Here is a 21,395-nt window from a genome sequence, read left to right on the forward strand (position 1 = left end):
GTCATCACGGCTGTGGGCGATTACTCCGCGCTCAGACCGGGCATGGTCTCAGCCGAACGATTGCGGGCTACTCGGTAACACCAGCGCTCAAAACGGTGTTCTGAAGACACTGTTTACCGACCGCCGCTCACTGCTCGTCCGAGCGTCAGAACAGGGCGCCATCGCTGCTTTCGAGTCGCGAGGTACTTACCCACGGCCACGACGGCGGCGTTTTAGGCGCTGACGTTTGTGAAGATGGTGGCGAACGGGCTGGTACCGCCCAGGCGGGCAGTATCGACGACGGTGTGGATGGCGGCCTCGCCCTCAGCGGCCCACATCGCGCGGTAGCCGTTGGTGACTTTCTGCTGCACGGCGGCCGGATGCAGCAGCCGTTCTGAACCGTTGTTGGTCGGCGCGACCTGGCCAGGATAGACGAGGAACACCAGGAGCTGATCGCGCGCGCGGCTGATCTTGGCCTGTAGGTCGCGGGTCAGATCACGGCGGCTCGACGTGGCCAGGGTAAGCATCCGGCCTCGGCCGCATGGCTGTGATCGAGATAGGTAGGACGCGTCAGGCGGGATTGGCGATGGGCTGATCACCGGTTGGTTGTTGCCAGTTCCAGTGCAGCAGGGTATCGAGGTCGCGGGCGGGGTGGTCGTTGATGCGCGCGAGCACATCGGCAGCCAAGCCTGCGGATCGGCGCCATTGAGGCAGGCGGTCTGGATCAGCGTGTACATCACCGCGGCGCGCTCGCCGCCGCGCACCGACCCGGCAAACAGCCACGCTTTCCTTCCCAGCGCGGTGCCGCGCAGGGCCCGTTCCGCGGTGTTGTTGGTCAGGCAGATCCGCCCGTCGGGGACGACGTGCTCGAAGGCCGGCCAGCGCTTGAGCATGTAATCCGTCGCTTTGGCTACGTCGGCATGGCGCAAGAGCCTGGCCCGCTCGGCCCGCATCCAGGCCTCCAGCTCGGTTACGCGCGGGTCGAGGCGCTCGCACCGGACCATGAGATGGGCGGCAGCGTCGAGGTCATTGATCTCCCGCTCGACGGCAAAGATCGCGTCGATGCGCTGGGCTGGTACCAGTGCGAGCGCGGCCAGCGCCGGCAACCAGCTACGCGCCCTGGCGGCGGCGTCGGCGAGCACAAAGAATCTGCTGAGCGCATGTGCCCAGCACGCCGCCTCGACGAGCGGTCCGGGACGGCGCGCGGTGTCGTAGAGCCGGTTGAACGCGGCGAAGGCGTCGGCCTGCAGCACGCCCGAGAAGCCATCGAGATGGCGCTCGGGATGCTCGCCCATGCGATCGGGCGAGAACTGGAACAGCGCCGCCGGCGGGTCGCGGCTGCCGAATAGCAGGTCATCGCGCACGTACACCCACGCTCCCCGGTCAGCACGTCGAGGACGCGGGCGAGCGCTGCGGAATCCACGCCGGCATCAACGACGACGCGCTGGCCTTTGCCCAGCACGATCACCATCCGACCCGAAGCGGTCGACATCGGCGTGCAGCCGCCGCGTTCCGATGTGGCCTCCGGCTCGGGCACAACCACTCCCGGCACGAAGGCCGGCTCTTCCGCCGCCACCGACCGGCTCGCCGCGAAGGCGCGCCGCCAGATCAGGAGCAGCGAGCGCGAGATCCCGTGCCGGAACGCTGTGGCCGACACCAGACGCGGCCCCTGCAGGCTCTCAAGTACGATGCGGAGCTTATCGTCTCCGACCAGCGCCGACTACGACTGGTCTGAACGATCTAAAGGCGCCGAACGCGCCGCGCACTGTACGTATGGCGGTCCATACGCACTTTTCTCAACGGCTAGCGACACACCCCACAAGGCGGCCCTCGGCGTAGGGATACGCAGGCGACGACCTCAGCCCGGCGCAGGGCTGCGATGGTGGCGTCACGCCCAGAATGGAAGCAGCTTTGCGCGGCGGAGCAGGTCAACGGCCCGCCCTGGCTAAATGTCGGGCCAAACAAGTTGGTGAGCGCCGCCTGCAGCCGTTCGTAGGACAGCGCCTGAAAAATCTCGAGGTACGTCGCTACCGCATGCAGCCCAGGACCGAACGGGGTGCCGCGCGCCACCTCGAGCACTGGCGCGATCATGCGCGTCCCGCAGGTCGGACAACAAATGGCGAGGCGCTGGGGCTGCGTCACGATCAGCGCCACAGCGGGCAACTCGATCTGCTCGGAGACGCCAAAGATCTATGCCGAATGTGGGACGTGTAGGCGGCCACCGCAGCATACGCACGTCTTGGACGATGCTCGATGAGGGTATCCGGATCGTCGCACATCACCCGGCTGTGACCCTCGTGACTGGGCTTGGCGCCGCCGGGCTTGGACTGCGCGCGCTGCTCCTTGCGATCGGTTGCGGGCGGCTTGGTTGACGTGCGCGACATCTTCTCTGGCCGCAACATCAGCTCGATCAGCTCCTCGCGGCTCAACCGTTCCGGTTCGCTGCGGCCCAGCTCACGAGAGAGTCAGCGAAATCCGACCCGCGCAAGGGCCTGGGTAATTACGATGCGGGCAGCTGGCGTGATTTACAAAACTGCAAACGCGGTAAAAGTTTGGTTCAATTCGAGTTTTAAAGCAACGACCCGTCGGGGCTGCTCTTGCTGATCTGTATCAGTTATGAGTCAGGCGATCACAGCTGCGGCGATGCGCTCACGTAAGCCCACGGACAACGGCGACGGTAATGACCTCATCCTCGCCTACAAACACCGCAGCCACCAATTTTTCGCAAGGGCAGTAAAACTAATCTTTGGGCGCTTAATCTCCTTGGTGCGAGGGTTCGGACGGGCGGTCTCATCACCCTGGATCACTCAGGCGCTTACGGGGGGCGACTTAATCAGACGTGAACCGATAGTTCACAACCGGCAGTATTTTAGATTCTAAAGTACAGAGAATGGTCGAAGCCATTCAAAATTTTGCCTGCATCAATAATTTTTAGGTTGCAATAAAATTCCTCAATGTTTTCCAAGGAATTAGGAATCGCGGCAAATTCTGAGACTATATCAAGATATCTATCTTCAAGAACGGATGATGTAGGATCTAGATTGGTAACACAAACTAGTCCAGTTGGAGCAGCGTTAGTGCAAATGACGTTGAGGTCCGGCCGGTATTTATGTAAAATTGGAACGATTTTCCATACGTCCCCAGTCCAGGCCCCGCGGAATGACGTACTTTCGCTCGCAATCACAGCTTCTTTTTCGTCTCGCAATGTCATTTCAGCTGAAAGCGGAAGACAATCATGCATCGCAATCAAACCTTCCGGTCGTGACAAAGCCTCGGTATTGTAGAAATCTCTCAGTAAAAATTCAAACAGATGAAGACCGTCTAGAAAAGCGAGATCTATTTTTCTCATCAGATTGCATGTTGTGTAATCAGACTGAAAAAACGAGTCGCTCGTGCCGCAATGCATATAGACAGTATCTTTGCCATTTGTAATATTGGAATTGATTCTGAATGCAGGATCGACAGCGATGGCATGACTCGCGCGTATTCCTGAGAAGTGTTTGCCCTCCTGCACCCCGATTTCCAGATACGTGCTGCTCTCCCTCATTTTGCTCAAACTGGACATGAACTCTCTGTAGCCGAGCCCGTCATGAGATGTTGGGATGAGAGTCATTGTGCTGCCCCTTTTTGCATGAAGATTTGAGACTGCTTAAATTTCGTCCGACCGGATCCATCAAGCTCGCGTCTTTGTGAGAGCTGGAGCTGCTTGAGCGGCTCGACTTCGAGCGCACCGCCGTGCTGATCGCGCGCAACCTGGCTGTCGCTATGCACGCCATGTTGACGTCCGGCCAATCCTACCGCGCGGAGGCTACCATCGCCCGACCTCGGAATATTTAAGCTTGTCGCGCGTTCAAGCGTCGAGGCCTCCTTGCCAGGACTAGGCCAACTATTTCGCCTAGGCTGTTGCATCTTTAGAGCCCGGCCGGTCTATCGAGCGCGCTTCCCACAACGGAAGGTTCTCCAGCGATACCCCATCATGCGGCGGCATAAGCGCCGCGAAGCCGACCGTGTTCCCCGCAAACGACACCCCAACGGCCCCAGAAGGATTTGCTTTATGCGAGGCGATTAGGCTGCAGGCTGTATCCGGATCGATCGCGGCTAAATGCACTTTGCGGCCAATCCTCAACTTGGTTTTTTGCCATCCTTCGAGAGCAACTGACAACTTCCTTAGAAAGAATGTACCGACTCGTTGCTAGCGCTCTGCCTCACTCGTCCGGGGATCGGGCGGTGCCAAAAGTTGCTCGAGTAATGAAACGTGCGGCGCCAAAGTACCTTAGCACAATCCACTTCTCAACGCGAACTCCCGTCTGGATCATCCTCTCTGCCGTCGCGCCCGTCTGCGGAAACCCCTCTGACCGCATATCATTCCACCGCGCTAGACCGGCCGTTTCTCCAGAAACACAACGATATATCTTTCCTGACTTCGTGTCCTGGGCGGAGACGTGCCGGAACATTAATTGTTGTTATCCGTTCATTGCATTAGGCAATAATACTCATGCATCAACCTCCTCGTGTACCGATACATAAAAGCTCGATCGAACAAATAGTGCGCGAATTCGCGCCCATTCCCCGCTATCTCACGATATGTTCCTGGCGAGCTTCGCTCGCGTTTTACAATATCAAGAACCTCTTGGTCGCTATGAACTCCGACGAAGTGCACACCGTCGATCATTGCGGGGAAATAGAAAAGAACGTGTTCGCTAGCATATTTGATAAGTACGGATTTGCTGCCGAGAACAAGAGCCGGCCGCGAGCATGCGGCTCCATTGCCGTCTATTGAGATACCAAAGCGCGAATTATAGGAAACGTCCCAGCTCACATGCCCATGACCCCACCCTTCTTCGAGCAGAATGGCGCGAGCCTCCTCATCGCACTGAACAAGGGCCGGCAGGCGGAAGATGACCTCATCGCAGTCGCGGAAGAATCGCGCCGCTCGTAGCCGGGGAAAGGGATTGGCTCTGATAGTTTCGGCGGTTATTTCCCCGCCGCCAGACGTTGCGCCCGCGAAAGATGCCACTATGTTCTTGTCATCGTAGTGAATTGAGTCTCTCGGGAAGTTTTCGTAAAAATCATTTGTAAGAAAATCAATGTCTGGTAAAAGAATACTTGACTGATCCACTCTTTTCTGGAAGGAAAATGTGGGCACCATCGCGAGATCAGGCGCGCAGTCATTTACGCATATGCCTAACATAAAGTCATGATGGGTAGGGGCGCCTGCAAACGCCTTTTGAAGCAAGCGGAGGTAAGCGTCTGAACGATTCTCATACGCTTGGTTTGTCGGAGAAGATCCATTTTTCTCTAACTTCGATACTTTCTCTCCGGATATTTTATATACGTATGCCCATTCATAATTATTTAGCTCGAAAAGGCCTTTTTCGACGTTATTTTTGTCGAGGGAACGGCCCTTCCACGAAAGCAGCTGTTGTTCAATCAAAAACGCAATCATAGCGTTTTGATCGCGGATTGACGGGGGTGCGGCCTGCCAGCTCATGGCCAGGGCATAAACCAAGTCCTCTTTTTGGGCTAGGGCGTCTGTGCGGCGGCGCTTCTCCGGACTGGCCTAATCCCTGTCGGCCCGGATCACGAGCAAGATGCCGGCGCGCCTCACCGAGATGTCCCGAGTCGAGGGCGAGATGCGTGGGCAGCCGGCCGGCCGTGCTGCGCTCCCTTTGGCCCGTGTTCCTAGGACGCGTAGCCTTCGACCCGGAGCACGCCTGCAAACTCGCAGAGACGCGCGATCGGTCGTCCGGCGGGTGCGGTCGGACGCGTAAACACAGGCGATGCCGGACGGGTCCGATCCGCCCCACGGTACCGTCGTCGCACGCATACGCGAGAGTTGGCGGGTTTTGGTACGGTCGCGTGTTGGATTGAGCGCCGGCTTTGTGGTCTCGTCGGCAAACAGCTTGCCAGAGCGTTTCATCCTGTCGATCAGTAATGAGCGGCCCAGGTTGACGCTCTGGCGGGCGAAGATCTGTGCCTGCCAGAAAAGCGATACGTGGTGGGCGTACGTGGAGATGAGGACTTGCGCGACGAGAGCGTCGGTCCGCACTCGATCAGCCGGGCCGGCGCCAGGGCCTGCACGATCGCGCCCGCGCAGATTCGGTAGGCATAGTGCGGGCGGAGGATCACCAGCACCCGGAACTGTGCCGTCATCAGGTCGGAGCGTTCGAATATCTCCTGGCTGATTCGGTGCAGGGCATCTGAGCAGCGAGGACAGGCGGTGCTGTCAAGGTCGACGAGGCACTCGACCCGCAGCAGGTAGGCGGGCAGCGCCTCACGGTTTATGCGCCGCTCGGCCCGCCACGCCTGCTTCTTGACCGGCTCGCTCTCCCTCGGCGGTAGAGCCTGCGTCCTCGACCTGCTCGCCCTCCTTCAGCCCGAGCACAGCTGATCTTCGGGCAGGTTCTCGGCCTGGCGTCCGAAGCAGTGACGCTGGATGGTCAGGTTGCGCTAGAGCCGTGCCCTGGCGGGTTGAATCGCGCGGGGTAGGCGATCTGGCTGGCGTGTGATTCACTGGATGGGCTTGTGATGGAGGATCGCCATGCCTTCAGCCCTGTCGGTGGATCTGCGCGAGCGTGTGGTCGCTGCGATTGAAGCGGGTGCATCGCGGCGTCAGGCGGCCAAACGCTTCGGGGTCGGGGCGGCCAGCGCGGTCCGTTGGTACGAGCGCTTCCGTCAGAACGGGCAGATCGCGCCCAAGCCCATGGGCGGCGACCGCAACTCGCAGCGTCTGGAAGCGCAGGCGGCCCTGATCCTTCGGCTCAACGAAGAACACCCGCTCTCCTTCTTGCGGGAACTGCGCGACAGGCTCTCGGACCGCGGCGTCCGGGCGAGCACGAGCAGTTTGTCGCGCTTCTTCGCCCGGCATGGGATCACCCGTAAAAAGGGGCTGTCCACGCGGCCGAGCAGGAGCGGCCGGATGTGAAGGCTGCACGCGAGGACTGGTTCGAGCGACAACCCGATCTGGATCCAGATCGCCTGGTTTTCCTCGACGAGACGGCCGCCACGACGAAGATGGTCCGCCGCTATGGTCGTGCTCCGTGCGGTCAGCGCTGCCGGATCGCCGTGCCTCACGGGCACTACAAGACCACCACCATCACCGCCGCCCTGCGCGCCACGGGACTGATCGCCAGGACCGTCTTCGATGGGGCTACGAATGGTATGCGTTTCCGGGCCTACGTCACCGACACCCTGGCTCCGGTGCTGAGGCCCGGTGACACCGTCATCCTCGACAATTTGAACGCCCACAAGGTCGCCGGGGTGCGCGAGGCCATCGAGGCGGTCGGCGCACGGGTTCTATACCTCCCGCCCTACAGTCCCGACTTCAATCCGTGTATGGATGGCTCCTGCGGGTCAAGGATGTCGGATCGGTTCGGGTGAACTGGTCGGTTGCGGCCATGTATACGGCGTCTGATCTGCAGCGGGATCGCCGCGCGCCCTGATGAAGTCCGCTTGGAGAACAGGTCCCACTCAATCGAGCGCGCTCGAAGCGCTTCGGATTGATCGGGGTGTCCTGGTTCTTCCTCTCCGTTTGTTCGCCATCACCTCACGTCGCCCTGACCGTTCGTTCAGCCGTTCAGGCGGTGGTCGCCTGCGGCTGGTAGCGTGAGCCGTCCCTGAGGACAGCGAAGATCGTTCTTGCCATGCGATGTGCCAACGCGATGGCGGCGACTTTCGTCTTCTTTCGGGCCAGCATGTCGGACAGCCAGTCCTGTCTCGGGCCGCACCTGGATCTCACCATGATCTGCGACATGGCGCCTAGATAAAGCAGCCGCCGAATATACCGGTTACCCATCTTCGAGATTCGGCCGATCCTCTGTTTACCGCCGGTGGAATGCGGCTTGGGGGTCAGGCCGAGCCAGGCGGCATAGTCTCGCGCGCAGTCGAAGTTACCGACGTCCGGCGTCGTCGCTGCGATGATCGTCGCCGAGAGCTTGCCGACCCCCGGGATCGTCGCCAGACGCTGGCTCGTCTCGCATTGGGCGTGGGTCGCTTCGATCTCGCCCGTCAACCGCTCGATCCGCGTATCGGTGTCGACCAACTGCTCGAAGAGCAGACTGACGGGCAATCGGGCCGCGTCCGGCAGTTGGTGCAGTTGTGTCCTCAGCCGATCGACATTCTGCGCGCCCTTGGCTGCGATGACGCCGAACTCCGTCATGTGAGCGCGGATCGCGTTGCCGATCTGCGTGCGCTGGCGGACCAGAAGATCCCGCGTGCGGTGGAGAACCAGGACCGCAGAGCAGGCTTCGCTCTTCACCGCGACAAACCGCATGGAGGGACGCGTGACCGCTTCACAGATGGCGGCCGCGTCGGCTGCGTCCGTCTTCCCGCGCTTCACATAAGGCTTTACGTAAGACGGCGGCATCAGCCGGACGTCATGCCCCAGTTCCTGAAGCCTGCGCCCCCAGTCGTGAGCGCCCCCGCAAGCTTCCATGCCGACCAAACATCGCGGCTGCTTCCCGAAAAACGCGAGCAGCTGGCTTCGACGGAGTTGGCGACGCACGAGAACACGACCGCTCGCATCGACACCGTGGATTTGGAAAACGCTCTTCGCGAGGTCGATACCGACCGTAACAAGTTCGGACATGGGTGGCTCCTCAGCTTGAGGCGACAACATCCCGACTATGCCCAACGCAACGCCGGGAGCAGGAGCCATCCACACCATCAATCGAGCAGGTCTTTGCCAAGGTCAAAGCCCTCCTCCGGACGGCTGCAGCACGGACCGCCGCCGGCCTGACCATCGCCATCGAGGACGCGTTCGCCGCCGTCCGACCGGATGAGTGCCGAAACTACCTTACCGCTGCTGGATACGATGCCTATGAGCCAACCTGAAAGGGCACGGCTCTAGGTGTTTGGTCCCGCCGTGTGGTGATACATCTGATGCCACATGGAGGGACGCGCTCTGGAACAGATTCTCCACGGCAGCGCCACAACGACAGAGACGGTCCGTCGGGCAATCCAAGCTCGTAAAGAGAGCGTGAGAGCCGCCGCGAAGCACTATGGGATCAGCCCGACCACCGTGCAGAAGTGGCGGTCACGTCCGACCAGCACCGATGCGCGGATGGGACCGAAGGAGCCTCACTCCACCGTCCTGAGCCTGGAGCACGAGGCGGTCATCGTCGCCTTTCGCCGGCACACCCTGCTGCCACTGGATGACTGCCTCTACGCGCTCCAAACCAGCATCCCGCACCTGACCCGCTCAAGTCTCCACCGCTGTCTCCAGCGTCACGGCATCAGTCGACTGCCGGAAATAGACGGCGACAAGCCCAAGCGTTCGCGCGCCAAAGCCTACCCGATCGGCTACTTTCACATCGACATCGCACAGGTCAGCACCGAACAAGGCAAGCTCCACCTGTTCGTTGCCATCGACCGCACGAGCAAATTTGCCTTCGTTCAACTTCACGAGAAGGCAACTCAGCGGATCGCAGCGGCCTTTCCACGCGATCTGGTCGCGGCCGTGCCCTACACGATCCACACGGTCCTGACCGACAACGGCATTCAGTTCACCGACAACAAGCCGGTGAACGCGGAGGCCGAAGCGAAGGCGGCCGCCTACTGGGCGACCAAGGACGGGCCGCGCCTGTACCGCTGGCATTCGTTCGAATGGGCCTGCGAGCAGAGCAAGATCGAGCATCGCCTGACCAAACCACGCTGCCCGTGGACGAACGGCCAGGTCGAGCGGATGAACCGCACCATCAAGGACGCCACGGTCAAGCGCTACCATTACACCGACAACGACGAGCTGCGCCGCCACCTGCAACTGTTCGTGGAGGCCTACAACTACGGTCATCGGCTGAAGACCCTGCGAGGCCTCACCCCCTACGAATTTATCTGCCAGACCTGGACGAAAGAGCCCGGACGCTTCATGCTCGATCCGTCACACCACATGCCGGGACCAAACATCTAGAGCCGTACCCTTTCAGGTTGGCTCATAGGCATCGTATCCAGCAGCGGTGAGGTAGTTCCGGCATTCGTCGGGTTTGAAGGCGGCGAAGGCATTCCGGATGGCGTCACAGAGGTCGGCAACGGTACGCTTTGCGGCCGATCGGAGGATATCCTTGAGCTTGGCGAAGGCGAGTTCGATGGGATTGAGATCAGGGCTGTAGAGCAGCCGTGCACCGACTGCCTCGATCGGCTCGCGCACGCCTTTGAACTTGTGGGCCGTTAGGTTGGTGCGGCCATGCTGTCGCCCATTTGCGGCGCCACGGAAATTGAACCTTCCCCGCGCAAATTGCGTCGAGTAGAACCACTTGCAAAGAAACAGCTGACTCCTGTTGAGCGACAAATGAAGCATCTGAAGCTGACACCTGACATCACGGTCCTTAAATCAGTGAAGCCAAAAAGCCGCACCTTCCTTCCGTGGGCATCCGGGGTCCGTTTAAAAGCCAAGGTCGGCATCGCTTTCAGCACCAAAGATCGAACGCATCTCACGCGCCAAACATTTCCAATGGTGCTGGATGAGCCTAATAGTGATGTTTACTGGATGGATGGGAGTAGCTCGAGAGACGGTATCAATATTTACACAGAATATGCCGCTAGAAATCAAAACCTAATAGAAATTCATCATGGGATCGTGGGCGGACCAGACTTGGCTATACTGTATTCGCTCAACTATTTGCTAAATAAAGGGTACGATTATGTGTGTCTAATCGAGAACGATGTTTTGCTGGAGCGGGGCTGGCTGCCGCGTCTACTCGAGCTTTTTGAGGTTGGGCGGCAACGTGGCTTGCACGTTGGAGCTGTGTCGGCGCGTACCTTGAACAAGCGCGTTCTCTACCAATTTCCTGATCATGCGGTGATGATCAATCTGGGTGCTGGCATGGTGATGTTTTCACGTGCCGCAGCTAAAAAAGTTCTACAATATTATAGAACTGCGACTTTCGGTGAAATTCGTACTGCCTTTGCTGGTATAACAGGAAAAGATATTGCAACACTGTGGGAGATAGGTGGCCCAGAAATAGAGGGCGCCTCGTCGAATATTGCGTTTGAATCTTTTCCGACATCAACAGATTGGTTCTACGATGCTATTCTCTTGCTATCCGGATTTGTATCTCTGGCGACCATTCCAAGTATGGCTAAAAATATCGATGTGGATTTAGAGTCATTTCTTGGAATCAGGGAGGTGCGCAAAGAAGACAAGCCTTCGGGCTTTCCGCATGAGAGCTTCGCTGGATTTGTGCGCAATCATCAAGAGCTGACGGCCCGAGGCATTGAGCATCTAATTGGACCTATTCACAAAGTTTCTAGCGGTAAATTTGTCTACTTCCCGCACCAAATTTTATGGAGCGGTTTTGGCTTTGTGGAAGGTGATTATAGTTTCAGATGGGAACAAGTTTATGGCCCGCTGAATATAGTCTTGGCCGTAGGCAGCGCTATTATCTTCCATGTTGTTGGAGGCAAGTGCGACTTGTCGTTCCACGTCCGGCCGAATGGTGGCCAATGCGAGATTCGCTTCGCTGAACGCTCGATACACATTCAACTTTGTGCGGATCAAGGTAGCATCCACACAGTCGCGCTCGACATTCCATACGGACCTAAAAGTCGCGTCGAAATTCGAGCGCTTACCCCGGGCGTTACTTGGCGGGGCGTCGAATGCGACTCAATCCAGCCAACTTTAATGGCGAAGATCAATCATGCACCTGAGTGATATTGAATCGAATCGAGGTCATTGAGCCAAGCGCCGAGTAAATCCAACTCGCCCTGGCTAACTAGCTCATGCGCGATGAGGCGTTCATAGCAAATTCGCATAGCTTCCGGGATTTGCTCGATTCCAACGGGCACCTTGATTTTTTCAAGCATGTCCCGGATCGCTGCATTGTGCAGATATCCTGGCACCTCTTCAGCGAAGTCACGCATGAGGTCGTGGGCGTTGCGCTCCTGATAGACCGTGGCGGCGTGGAACAGCACGCCCCAGCCATTCGCGTAGGCAATTCGCTGGGCCACGAAGCTGCGCCAGATGTCCGTCATCCGGAACGAGCAGTAATACGGCAGATACAGGAGAGGGAACGCATCCTGCCACCAAGTCGTGTTTTGACTATTGAACGGGCACCACGCACCCCGCAGAGCGACCGGCTCGCTCTGATCGAAACGGAACGGAATGGGCAGAAGCAACCGATAGATCGCGTCCACATCGGGATTGTCGTCGGCCAATCCCTGCTGGATCGGACAATAGACCGCCTCGGCGGCGCCGAGCTCGGGCAGGGGCGCGTTGACCTGATCAAGCGGCAGGCCGCGCGGCCAGACGAGGCCGTCGTGGAAGTAGCGGTAGACGTTTGTCCAGGCCGGTGCCGCGACAACCCGGGCGCTGACCGTAGCTTTTCGGGGCTGCCAGAATTCAGGACGGGGGATGTTGTCGTCGTCGGTCTCGATCAGGATCGTGGCACCCGCCGCGATGGCGTTAAGATAACCAATGTTCTTGCGCGCATAATGCTGTGCGGGTGCAATCTCCGCATAGCGAAAGCCCGTCCGAGCTTGCGCGTCGAGGCTAAGATAGGTCGCCCCTGGCTGGGTGAATTCCGGCGGGCTTTTGTGATCTCCGACTATTACGAACTGGGCATTGAGCAGTGCTGCATCGCGGGCAATTTCGACGACTGCGCGCGTCGGATGATTGATGCTCGTGACGACGACAGCGTATTTATTCGACATTGATCCCACACGCCCTCGCTTCGACTGTACGGATCTAGCTTGACTGAGCTCAGAAATCGAAATCCGTTAGCCACGTCCCCGTGTAGACGATGGCGTGCACGGCTGGAAGGCCCGCCAAGACGTAAAGTCAGGTCTGACCTGAATGGCTTCGAGCGGTTCTCCAGCTATCGGACGAAACCGGATCAAACTATGTGCCCACCAATCTAGGAGTTCACAGCGAAATCCGTCTACTCCTGCGTCTCGCCCGCCCCAAGATCCGCGATCACCGCGCGCCCGGCCGCTGTAAGGAACCACGACGGGTCGCTGCGCCCCACTCCGCGCACGTGGCGCTCCTCGACCAGGCCCATTTCGATCAGCACCGGCATGTAGCTCGGGTACGCCTGGCGCCGGAGCCCTGGCGGCTGTCCGGAGCAGGCCCGGAGCGCCAGGAGCGCGCGGCCGCGGATTGGGGCGCGTGGTTCGGGCGGCAGGGCTTAGCGCCCCTCGACCCACACGAGCAGGGCCGCCGAGGCTACCAGCCCAACACAGAAGATCGCGGCTGCCACAACATCCCGGCGGTCAATCTCCCGCCCATCTCGGGCCGCCGTAAGCATCCTCGAGGCCATGAAACCGCCGCCCGCGCCCGACAGCAGGACGGCGGCGATCAGGATCCAGCCGGCGAGAGTTTGAGGCATCGCGCTACTGCGGGCGGCCGACGCCACCGTTCAGGCCGAGCACGATAGCCCAGACCCGCACGTCCCCAGCGGTAAGCCATTCGCCGCCGTCCTTGCGCCAGTTCTCGTAATCGTCGTCGGGCTCGACAGCGTGGCCGCGCGACGTGAGCACGGTCACTGCCTCGGCGATCGGATCCGAATTCTCGAACATGCGGCTATGCGGACGCGATCAGCATTCGCTGCCGCGCCTCCATCATGCGCTCCTCGTCCGACTGATCCACCATGCCCGTGGCGACCTTCTCGACGATCTGCCGCGTGGTTGCCTCGTCCAAGCCGAGCCCGCGCGCGAACTCGTCGAGTCGCCGCATCATGTGCTGGATCGCTGCGTGTTCATGCGCAGGGTTGGGACCGTCGCTCATCCCTGGACCGGGAAGCCCATGATGACGGCGGTCATCACCATCGTGCGGCGCAGGCCGGGGGTGGTGGCCTTGCCGGTCAGTAGGTTCTTGGTCTGCGGATGCATCTCAGTGGTCTGGCGATGTCGACCCAGTGACCGAACTTGAAGGTGAATAGCTCGGGCCCCTCGTACTTCAAAGAGGCGCATATGGGCTCATGTCAGGCCAGGTCTCGGCCAACCTATTCCTCTGAAACATGACCGCCAGATAGGTCGCCGCCTGAGCTGTTGGCCAGGTCGGAGGTGGCGGTGGTAGTAGCGGAGATGGTAGTCGTTCCGGCGGATTGCAGATGTCGCCGGGCGTTATCGCGCCGGCCTTGCCGTCGGGGCGCTCTGAAACAATGGCGGTATCATCACCCGCGTGAAGTAAACCACCTCATGAATTTTTTCGGCCCCCTCATCCTAGCGCTGCCTCTCCTGGCTGGACCTGCTTCTGCGGCGGACCCGTCCTCCTCGTCGGGATCCGCCGTCGCCTGCGCGCCGGGTGCCGCCTGCGACCTGTCCGGGATGAGCGTGACGGCTACCGGCGGCAGCGTCGCGCGCACGCAGGCCGCCCGCGCGACAGACGCGGTTCAGGTCGTGGACTACGGCGCCAAGTGCGACGGGACGACGGACGACGCCGCCGCGATCATCGCGGCTACCAACGTTGCGGCGGTCACGCTCGGCGGGCGCGATGTCGTGTTCCCCGCAGGGACGTGTCGGCTGTTGAACTTCATAGCCCCCCCATCCAACACCCGGTGGGTCTCCCGCAGCGAAACGACGATCTACCTCGACCCAGCCATGAAGACGGGCCATCCCATCGGGGGCCAATCGCACGGGATCGCGTTTGACGGCGTGTCGAACATACTGATCGACGGGATCACGTTCGCGGGCGGCGGGACGGCGAGGGCCTCGACTTGTACAAAGACCTCCTGCCCCAACCTCATCGCCCAGAACACGTCCAACGTCGTGATCCGCAACGCAACGATCCGCGACTTCGGGTCGCCCGCTGCCTACAGCCAAGGACTGCTCGTCTTCGGAGGCCATGACTGGCTTGTCGATCATTCCGCGATCATCAATACATCCGGCGATAATCTCGCGTTCTCGAATGCGAGCTACAATGTCGAAGTCCGAAATTCAACATTCAATAACAGCTTTGGCGACAGCGCCTTGGTTTGCACAATTGGCGGTTACAACTTCAATTTTCACGACAACCACATTACGCAAGGTTCGCAGCCGGCCAAACCACAAGTCCCTGTGATCGTGATGGACCGCTGCCACGCTTGGCAGATCAGCAACAATCAGATCACCGGCACGCCGAACGCGAGCGGCGTCGCCGCCGGGCAAGGCATCCGGGTCGCGCGATACGCAGATACGCCCGAGACGAACCACGACTTCACGATCATCGGGAACACAATAACCGGGACCGACACAGCTATCAGTGTCGAGGCTTCCGGCACGGTGCAGGGGTCTCAGTCCGTGCCGGGGGGCGGACGCTTCGCCGTGGTGGGCAACACATCAACCGGCGCGAACACCTGCATCCAGATCAACAACTCGGAGATGGGCGCGGTCTCCGGAAACGCCTGCACGGGGGTCGCCCTCTACGGGTTGCTGGAGATCGCGTATGCCGGGAAGACTGGGTCGCTGGCCATCGGCACGAACACGTTTGTCGGGACGGGCGCCAGTGGATCCTTCGGAGTGCGCCAGTTGGGCTCCGGGGGGACAATCACGCCCTCCGCAGTTGCGCCGCAGTTCGCCACGAACTTCGCTGTCAACTATGCGCTCGATGCGTCGAACGCGCCGATCATTCTTCCCGTGGTCACGCGAAGCGCGTCGGCGGCCTGCACGCCGGGCGAACTCTCACTCAACGCAGCCGGCAACGCCCTTCAGGCGTGCGTGGCTCATGGGTCGGTCAAGAGCGTACCGGTTAAATAGCGGTCTCCGCGTTGATCGCGACGCTTCAAGGGCGTTAGTACGCAGCGTTTCGACGAGGTCGAGCACCTAGCCCTTCGGGAGCAGATATGCTTCGGTCGCGAGGTCGGCCAGCACCGCATCGGTCGCGGCGTTGATCTCGTCGTCGGCGATCTCGGCGACCTTGCGGAGCTCAGAGAGGGTGGAGTTCGAGGCCTGGCCGGAACCAAACATCTAGCGCAACCGCTCGTTCCCGGCGCGGTGATGGGGCGCAAGGCCCGGGCCGGGATTCTGCCGGTGTCGTTGGCGTGGTCGGACGTCGGGCCCTGGGACGCGGTCTTGCAGTTGCTGGACCACATGCCGAGGGCAACGCGGTGCGGAGCCGAGTGTCACTGATCGGCACGAAGAACCGCTTGGTGCGCAGCCAGGGCGAGGGCCTGACCGCGGTGGTCGGGCTTGAGGATGTGGTGGCCGTGTCGACCCCGGACGCGGTGCTGGTGCCGTCGAAAGCGCGCTCGGGCGAGGTTAAAGCAATCGGTCAAGGCGCTGAGGGCGCAAGGTGAGGCAGAGGCGGACGCACATCTGCGCATGTACCGGCGGTTGGGCTGGTACCAGCGGATCGACACGGGCAAGCGCTTCCAAGTGAAGCGGATCCAGGCAGTGGCGGGCGGGCGCCGGTCGCTGAGGCAACACTATCCCCGAGCCGATCAGTGGGTGGCGGTGCGCGGCACCGCCGAGGTGGCGATCGACGAGAGGGTCGTGCTCGTCCACGAGAACGAGACGGTGTACCTGTCGATCGGCTCGATGTACCAGCTGGCCAACCCGGGCTAGATCCCACTGGAGCTGATCGAGGTGCAGGTCGGCTCGTATACGGTCGAGGAGGCCATCATCCGGGTCGAGGATGTCTACGGTCGCGAGCTCCGACTCCGCTTACAAAGGCCAATGACAGCGATATATAACTGCCGGTCTCTCGCACCGCTCCCAACAAGTTGCCCACGAGCGCACCATGCCTGCCGCGATTTTGCAGTAGCAGTGTGGATGCAATGCCTTTATGGCCTGGCTCCGCGAGCCTCCTTGCTGCATATGAGCCAGCAATTGAATTCCCCATAAAAGCCACTCGGGTAAGCCATAAAATTTTTCAACATGCCGTTGTCGTGGATAAGTGCCGTGCACATTATTGGCCTGAACTTTATAAATAAACTGATCGGCCGATTTAATTTGCGGCGACAGACCAAATTCCTGGAGCGTGTCGGCTTCTTCGACGCGGAGTGGTACCTGAATAAATATACCGATATACGTGGTGATAAAATTGAAGCCTTGCGGCATTATATTGTGCATGGGCGGCTCGAAGGTCGAGCCGCAACCCAAGAGATATGGGAGCTTGGTGAGCTTACACGTCAAACGTTTGATGCAAGATGGTATGTAGACCAAAACAGCGAGATTTCAGAGGCTGTCAAAAATCCGATCAGGCACTATGTCGAACACGGCTTTCTTGCCGGTTGCGCACCAACACGCAAAGTATGGGAATTAGAAAAATTCGTCGATCAAGTGTTTGACAGAGCTTGGTACGGGCAAATTAACCCCGATCTCAGCGAGGGAACGGATCACCTTACACATTATATTGAATATGGATTTTCAGAAGGCCGCCCGCCCTCTCTCGCGGCTGCTGAAGGTGCAGTTTTTGCGCAACTCGGCAGGGAGCATTTCGACGGGGACATGTATCTGTCTTTAAATCCCGACGTCTTGCTAGCGGGTGCAGATCCGATCAAACATTACGTTCAATACGGACATGCAGAAAATCGACCAACGCGTCTCGGTTCTCATCAGCCCAATCTAAGCTTGGAAGCCAATCGAGATCCGCTGTGTTGGTACTACGTTGGCGACACGATAGAATGGCTCAATCATCATTCTCATCTGACCGGTGTCGGGCGTGTGACATCGGAGATCTTGCTCTCAGGGTTGTTCGAGGGAGATGAAGTCTTTCTTCCATGCGTTAAAGACCATACAGCTACAGGTTTGACGCGACTCATTGACCGAGAGCTTATATCGAAGATCGCTCAAGCTGCGGCGTACGAGATCACCGAAGGCGCTGGCGTCGATCATTCGTCAGCTGCTGACAAATTAGGCGCTTTCCGCCCTATACGCGGCGATCATGTTATATTCACGGGCGTAGTTTGGAACGTATCAGACGCACTCTTGATCGCCAGCTTAAAAGAGCTCGGCGTGACGGTCAGTGTTTTAGTGCATGATATCATTCCTATTACCAGTCCTGAACTTGTAAGCATTTCTCACGCAAGGTCCTTCGTTCACTGGCTTTCGATGGTGGTACAAAACGCTAACGTTATTTTTGTCTCAAATGCGATAGTTGGGCAAGAGATTTCAAGGTGGCTCCTAAAAAAGAATCTATCGCCTAAAATCAGCATTCAGGAAATCCCGTTCGGGGTACGTGATTTGCGGTCTGACAGAGCATTGTCTGACGATTTGAGAAAATTGATTGATCAGGAATTTGTGCTTTGTGTGGGGACTATTGACCGACGGAAGAATCAGAGATCTCTCTGTGAGGCTTGGATTGATTTATATAATGGACCAGATGGCGGCAGTCTGCCTCAGCTTGTATTGATCGGTCGAGATGACGTAGGCCTTGCCTTGGAGCCGAGATTCTCTGGATTGGTCGAGCTTAAGAAGATAGTTTTTATTGATTTTGCTACTGATGCCGACGTGGCTGCATTGTATCGGGCATGCTTGTTCACCGTTTTTCCATCAATTAGTGAAGGGTTCGGGCTTCCAGTTGTCGAGAGCTTTACATATGGAAAACTTTGCATTTCATCAAACTTAGCGGTAATAAGGTCGCACGCCGGTGATCTTGCTTGGTACTTCGATCCATGGTCGCAGCAGAGCCTCGTGGCTCAGCTCGAGAGGGCTCTCTACCGTCCGGCGGAGCGACTCTCCGCTGAATCGCAGATTCGATCCGAGTTTAGACCTACCTCTTGGGCCGATACGGTTCGATCCATCGTAGAGACCGCGGAAGCGCTTATGTCTCAACGGTTCGGCGTCCCTCTTGGTCAGGGCAACGCCGTTCCCGTCCCTCATCGGTTCGAGACACCTCAAGTATCCTTTCTCATCGCCAATAAAGATTCGGCTGCCGGAGTGATTCAGACAGTTGGCTGGATAAGCGCCAATTTTAATAGCATTCCGCACGAAATAATAGTGGCGGACAATGGTAGCGACGTGAATGACCTGGAAACTTTGTCGTTCATTTTTCCTTTGGTCAAATTTATTAGGATCGGATGCGATCGCTTTGACGGAGAGGCGTATAACATAGCGGCTGAAGCATCCCACGGCAGTCAGCTTTGTATAATGTCGGGCGTCGATCAGGTTCCGCCCGAAGGCCTGTTTGCAGCTCTGGAGCTTCTGCAAAGCGGGGACTCTGCAAAGGCGGTCGTGTCATTATCTGCTACGCTACCCGGTCGAGCTGAATGGATCAGCCGCGAAGTAGGTTCAGCGTATAATTTGGAGAGGCTCGACCTCGGTGCGGTTGCCTGTTCTCTTTCCAGATCTCCAACGCGCGGCGGCAAGTTCTTCGATTTGTTACTCTTCGATAGCGCCGTATTTTCGCAGGTTAATGGCTTCGATCTAGCTTTCGAGCCCGGTCCATACGAGGATGTCGACCTCGTGATGAAAGTAATATCTGCTGGATGTCAAGTTTTTAATCTTGATTATGCCAAACAACACAATATGTCGGGCGTTAGACTGGCTGCCGCGTTTGAAGAGGCGCAGTACATCAATGAGCTTAACCGGCGTAAGGTGTTTGATCGTTGGTCTGGTATCTTGAATGGGATTCCCCTCGATCCAGAAACGAGCTCGGAGATTGTCCGCTCTGACTTGCGCCCCCGGGGTAATTCCGGATCGGATCGCCCAATTGCAATTCTGCACACCCCCTACCCTCTTACGCCCGGCGGTGGGGAGCTTTACCTTCTTTCGATTGCTTCGTTTTTGTCATCGAATTACAGTGTAATCTTAGCGGTCCCGAATCTGTATAGTAGATTTCGGTTAAACAACCTTGCCAAAGAGCTTTCGTTGAGCTTAGATTGCGTTGAGGTACGTCTTCTTTCAGATCTAAAAATTTCCACGCGGCCTGAGATATTCATCAGCATGGATAATTTTGTTGTTCCGAGACAGGGCGCGCTTGGGAAGAAGAATCTGTATATTTGCCAGTTTCCTTTCCCGATGTATGGTCCGGTCGATGCAGAGAAAAGGAGCCGGATTGCGGGATATGATAAATATGTGGCTTATTCAATGTATGCAAAAAAACATATTGAGACGAAACTCGACAGCATACAGGCGCCAGACGTTCCGGTTTGTCTGGTCTCGCCGCCGGTTGCTCAAATCCGACCTTCTGCAAAGCGCTTTAATTCGATTTTGACTGTCGGTCGCTTTTTTGTGGGAGGGCACGCGAAACGTCACGATTTGCTCATCCAGGCCTTTAAGATTCTGAAGGAACGGTATGAGGAAGATGTTGAGTTTCATATTGTTGGCTCAACTATTCCTGAGAAAAAACACATGGATTACGTCGAGCGACTCGTAGATATGGGTATGGGGCTTCCGATCCATTTTCATTTTAATGCCCGGCCGGATATCTTAACTGAGCTGTATGCGTCGACCGAAGTCTACTGGCACGGAGCAGGTCTCGAGGCTGATCTGACCACCGAACCGTGGGCGGCCGAGCATTTCGGAATCAGTGTCGTTGAAGCTATGTCGGCCGGCGCGATTCCCTTCGCCTTAGCTTCCGGTGGTCCACGTGAAATCATCGAGCACGGCGTCAACGGTTTTTTGTACGATTCTGTCGAGACTCTTGTGGAGAGCACAAGATCTTTGCTCTTGCGCAGTGCGGCGGATCGACAAAATATATCGCAAGCGGCTATATGCAGAGCTGGAGATTTCTCATCGAGGGTTTTTGCTTCTAAAATACAAGAATTGTTGTCGGATTGTTGCGGGTAGCTTAATGGTAAGTGCTTATTCGACCGCCAATGAGCTGTACGTAATTTGAAGTGTCAGCCCAATCGGTATGAAAAAATAGGAGGCAATAGGTATGGAAGCGGTCGATTTGTCGATCGCTGCCTTCCTGTCTTGTTTGGATTTTGTAGGTGGTGCGGACGGGTTACGGCTTAGGCGCGAAATCCAGAACGGCGGACGAAATAGGCGCGAGCGGGTTGGGAGAGCATGGCCCAGCTCTTTGTTATCGCGTGGCTTTGGCGGATATCATGTTGTCGCGCGCGGGGCGTGCAATGGAAGCACCTTTGCCGGTCTGAGGTGGGGTGCGGCGGCGAGACGAGTTGGTAGGTGGGCAGGTGCTATTACGCAGGCGTGTGAGCCGCGCTCCGCCGTGGGCGGCTGGAGAACTCTCAGGATACGGTTGGGCTCGCCTGGTCGCCGGTTGCCCTCGACTGCCTCAATCTGCTGGGGGCAAGGGCGAGCGCAGTGATCCAGTTGAGCCTGACGGACCGAGATAAGTCGGGCGCCGCGCGGTACCTTGTCGTGAACGCGAGAGGCACTGCTGCTCGGTGAGAAGTTCAACCGAGCCTATTGCCACGGTGGGCGCTTGCTGCCGTGACCCGCGAGGATGCGCCCTGTGTGCGTACCGCTGAATTTAGTCACGCTTAAAGGCATACCGGCCAATTTGCGAACCGCCCCGTCCTTGCTGTACGACCCACGTCGACGGGCTGGCTGAGTTCTGGGATGCCGTCGCTCCCCTATGCACGAAGTTTCAATCCAAA

General features: G+C 58.3%; 14 protein-coding genes and 7 pseudogenes. 7 read left to right on the forward strand and 14 right to left on the reverse strand.

Annotated features, from left to right (window positions below):
• Positions 1–212 precede the first annotated feature (212 nt).
• From MFF40_RS15415 to MFF40_RS28975, 7 genes and pseudogenes are all read right to left on the reverse strand, one after another.
• Complete coding sequence (locus tag MFF40_RS15415; protein ID WP_238261178.1) at positions 213–506, reverse strand: IS66 family transposase; 294 nt, start codon at positions 504–506, stop codon at positions 213–215.
• A 43-nt stretch (positions 507–549) separates the two neighbouring features.
• Positions 550–1,352: pseudogene (tnpC, locus tag MFF40_RS15420) on the reverse strand (IS66 family transposase); the annotation flags it as partial.
• A 71-nt stretch (positions 1,353–1,423) separates the two neighbouring features.
• Positions 1,424–1,636 (reverse strand): annotated as a pseudogene (locus tag MFF40_RS29070) (IS66-like element accessory protein TnpA); the annotation flags it as partial.
• Positions 1,637–1,827: 191 nt separating this feature from the next.
• Positions 1,828–2,432: pseudogene (locus tag MFF40_RS15430) on the reverse strand (transposase family protein); the annotation flags it as partial.
• 416 nt (positions 2,433–2,848) lie between these two features.
• Positions 2,849–3,544, reverse strand: a complete 696-nt coding sequence (locus tag MFF40_RS15435; protein WP_238261180.1) for a class I SAM-dependent methyltransferase — start codon at positions 3,542–3,544, stop codon at positions 2,849–2,851.
• A gap of 906 nt (positions 3,545–4,450) precedes the next feature.
• Positions 4,451–5,470, reverse strand: a complete 1,020-nt coding sequence (locus tag MFF40_RS15440) for a glycosyl transferase family 90 (protein WP_238261182.1) — start codon at positions 5,468–5,470, stop codon at positions 4,451–4,453.
• 437 nt (positions 5,471–5,907) lie between these two features.
• Positions 5,908–6,264, reverse strand: a complete 357-nt coding sequence (locus tag MFF40_RS28975; protein ID WP_368858853.1) for an IS66 family transposase zinc-finger binding domain-containing protein — start codon at positions 6,262–6,264, stop codon at positions 5,908–5,910.
• 256 nt (positions 6,265–6,520) lie between these two features.
• Here MFF40_RS28975 and MFF40_RS15445 point away from each other — a divergent pair.
• A pseudogene (locus MFF40_RS15445) lies at positions 6,521–7,311 on the forward strand (IS630 family transposase); the annotation flags it as partial.
• 244 nt (positions 7,312–7,555) lie between these two features.
• Here MFF40_RS15445 and MFF40_RS15450 read toward each other — a convergent pair.
• Positions 7,556–8,566, reverse strand: coding sequence for an IS110 family RNA-guided transposase (locus tag MFF40_RS15450; RefSeq protein ID WP_238261184.1), 1,011 nt, complete (start codon positions 8,564–8,566; stop codon positions 7,556–7,558).
• 65 nt (positions 8,567–8,631) lie between these two features.
• Between MFF40_RS15450 and MFF40_RS15455 the strand changes: the two are divergent.
• Positions 8,632–8,811: pseudogene (locus MFF40_RS15455) on the forward strand (IS630 family transposase); the annotation flags it as partial.
• 70 nt (positions 8,812–8,881) lie between these two features.
• A complete protein-coding gene (locus tag MFF40_RS15460; protein ID WP_238261278.1) occupies positions 8,882–9,886 on the forward strand; it encodes an IS481 family transposase in 1,005 nt (334 codons plus the stop codon).
• 12 nt (positions 9,887–9,898) lie between these two features.
• Here the strand turns inward: MFF40_RS15460 and MFF40_RS15465 are convergent.
• Positions 9,899–10,150: pseudogene (locus MFF40_RS15465) on the reverse strand (IS630 family transposase); the annotation flags it as partial.
• Between the two features lie 9 nt (positions 10,151–10,159).
• Between MFF40_RS15465 and MFF40_RS15470 the strand changes: the two are divergent.
• Positions 10,160–11,626 carry a glycosyltransferase family 2 protein gene (locus MFF40_RS15470; RefSeq protein WP_238261285.1) on the forward strand — a complete coding sequence of 489 codons (1,467 nt, stop codon included), beginning with the start codon at positions 10,160–10,162 and terminating at the stop codon, positions 11,624–11,626.
• Here the strand turns inward: MFF40_RS15470 and MFF40_RS15475 are convergent.
• From MFF40_RS15475 to MFF40_RS15490, 4 genes are all read right to left on the reverse strand, one after another.
• Positions 11,611–12,624 carry an STELLO glycosyltransferase family protein gene (locus MFF40_RS15475; protein WP_238261186.1) on the reverse strand — a complete coding sequence of 338 codons (1,014 nt, stop codon included), beginning with the start codon at positions 12,622–12,624 and terminating at the stop codon, positions 11,611–11,613. The genes MFF40_RS15470 and MFF40_RS15475 overlap by 16 nt on opposite strands.
• Positions 12,625–12,851: 227 nt before the next feature.
• The gene (locus MFF40_RS15480) at positions 12,852–12,989 is read right to left on the reverse strand and encodes a hypothetical protein (protein ID WP_238261188.1); all 138 of its coding nucleotides are present in this window, start codon (positions 12,987–12,989) and stop codon (positions 12,852–12,854) included.
• A gap of 313 nt (positions 12,990–13,302) precedes the next feature.
• Positions 13,303–13,488 (reverse strand): hypothetical protein, encoded by a 186-nt coding sequence (locus MFF40_RS15485; protein WP_238261190.1) that lies wholly within the window; start codon positions 13,486–13,488, stop codon positions 13,303–13,305.
• 4 nt (positions 13,489–13,492) lie between these two features.
• A complete protein-coding gene (locus MFF40_RS15490; protein ID WP_238261193.1) occupies positions 13,493–13,696 on the reverse strand; it encodes a hypothetical protein in 204 nt (67 codons plus the stop codon).
• Between the two features lie 542 nt (positions 13,697–14,238).
• On the opposite strand from MFF40_RS15490, the gene MFF40_RS15495 reads away from it, so the two are divergent.
• Positions 14,239–15,645, forward strand: coding sequence for a glycosyl hydrolase family 28-related protein (locus MFF40_RS15495; RefSeq protein ID WP_238261195.1), 1,407 nt, complete (start codon positions 14,239–14,241; stop codon positions 15,643–15,645).
• 66 nt (positions 15,646–15,711) lie between these two features.
• On the opposite strand, the gene MFF40_RS15500 is transcribed toward MFF40_RS15495, so the two are convergent.
• Entirely contained in the window at positions 15,712–15,855 is a 144-nt protein-coding gene (locus tag MFF40_RS15500) for a hypothetical protein (RefSeq protein WP_238261197.1), read from the reverse strand.
• 24 nt (positions 15,856–15,879) lie between these two features.
• On the opposite strand from MFF40_RS15500, the pseudogene MFF40_RS28920 reads away from it, so the two are divergent.
• Both MFF40_RS28920 and MFF40_RS15515 read left to right on the forward strand, forming a co-directional pair.
• Positions 15,880–16,536 (forward strand): annotated as a pseudogene (locus tag MFF40_RS28920) (glycosyltransferase family protein); the annotation flags it as partial.
• 252 nt (positions 16,537–16,788) lie between these two features.
• Positions 16,789–20,619 (forward strand): glycosyltransferase, encoded by a 3,831-nt coding sequence (locus MFF40_RS15515; RefSeq protein WP_238261198.1) that lies wholly within the window; start codon positions 16,789–16,791, stop codon positions 20,617–20,619.
• Positions 20,620–21,395: the final 776 nt, after the last annotated feature.

Origin of the sequence: Methylobacterium mesophilicum, assembly GCF_022179445.1 — a bacterium.
Taxonomy (GTDB): domain Bacteria; phylum Pseudomonadota; class Alphaproteobacteria; order Rhizobiales; family Beijerinckiaceae; genus Methylobacterium; species Methylobacterium mesophilicum.

What these genes read in the sequence shown, in the direction of transcription:
- MFF40_RS15415 (WP_238261178.1), bottom strand. Translation starts at nt 506, where the DNA reads ATGCTTACCCTGGCCACGTCGAGCCGCCGTGATCTGACCCGCGACCTA.
- MFF40_RS15435 (WP_238261180.1), bottom strand. Translation starts at nt 3,544, where the DNA reads ATGTCCAGTTTGAGCAAAATGAGGGAGAGCAGCACGTATCTGGAAATC.
- MFF40_RS15440 (WP_238261182.1), bottom strand. Translation starts at nt 5,470, where the DNA reads ATGAGCTGGCAGGCCGCACCCCCGTCAATCCGCGATCAAAACGCTATG.
- MFF40_RS15450 (WP_238261184.1), bottom strand. Translation starts at nt 8,566, where the DNA reads ATGTCCGAACTTGTTACGGTCGGTATCGACCTCGCGAAGAGCGTTTTC.
- MFF40_RS15470 (WP_238261285.1), top strand. Translation starts at nt 10,160, where the DNA reads ATGCTGTCGCCCATTTGCGGCGCCACGGAAATTGAACCTTCCCCGCGC.
- MFF40_RS15475 (WP_238261186.1), bottom strand. Translation starts at nt 12,624, where the DNA reads ATGTCGAATAAATACGCTGTCGTCGTCACGAGCATCAATCATCCGACG.
- MFF40_RS15480 (WP_238261188.1), bottom strand. Translation starts at nt 12,989, where the DNA reads ATGCCGGTGCTGATCGAAATGGGCCTGGTCGAGGAGCGCCACGTGCGC.
- MFF40_RS15485 (WP_238261190.1), bottom strand. Translation starts at nt 13,488, where the DNA reads ATGTTCGAGAATTCGGATCCGATCGCCGAGGCAGTGACCGTGCTCACG.
- MFF40_RS15490 (WP_238261193.1), bottom strand. Translation starts at nt 13,696, where the DNA reads ATGAGCGACGGTCCCAACCCTGCGCATGAACACGCAGCGATCCAGCAC.
- MFF40_RS15495 (WP_238261195.1), top strand. Translation starts at nt 14,239, where the DNA reads ATGAGCGTGACGGCTACCGGCGGCAGCGTCGCGCGCACGCAGGCCGCC.
- MFF40_RS15500 (WP_238261197.1), bottom strand. Translation starts at nt 15,855, where the DNA reads ATGTTTGGTTCCGGCCAGGCCTCGAACTCCACCCTCTCTGAGCTCCGC.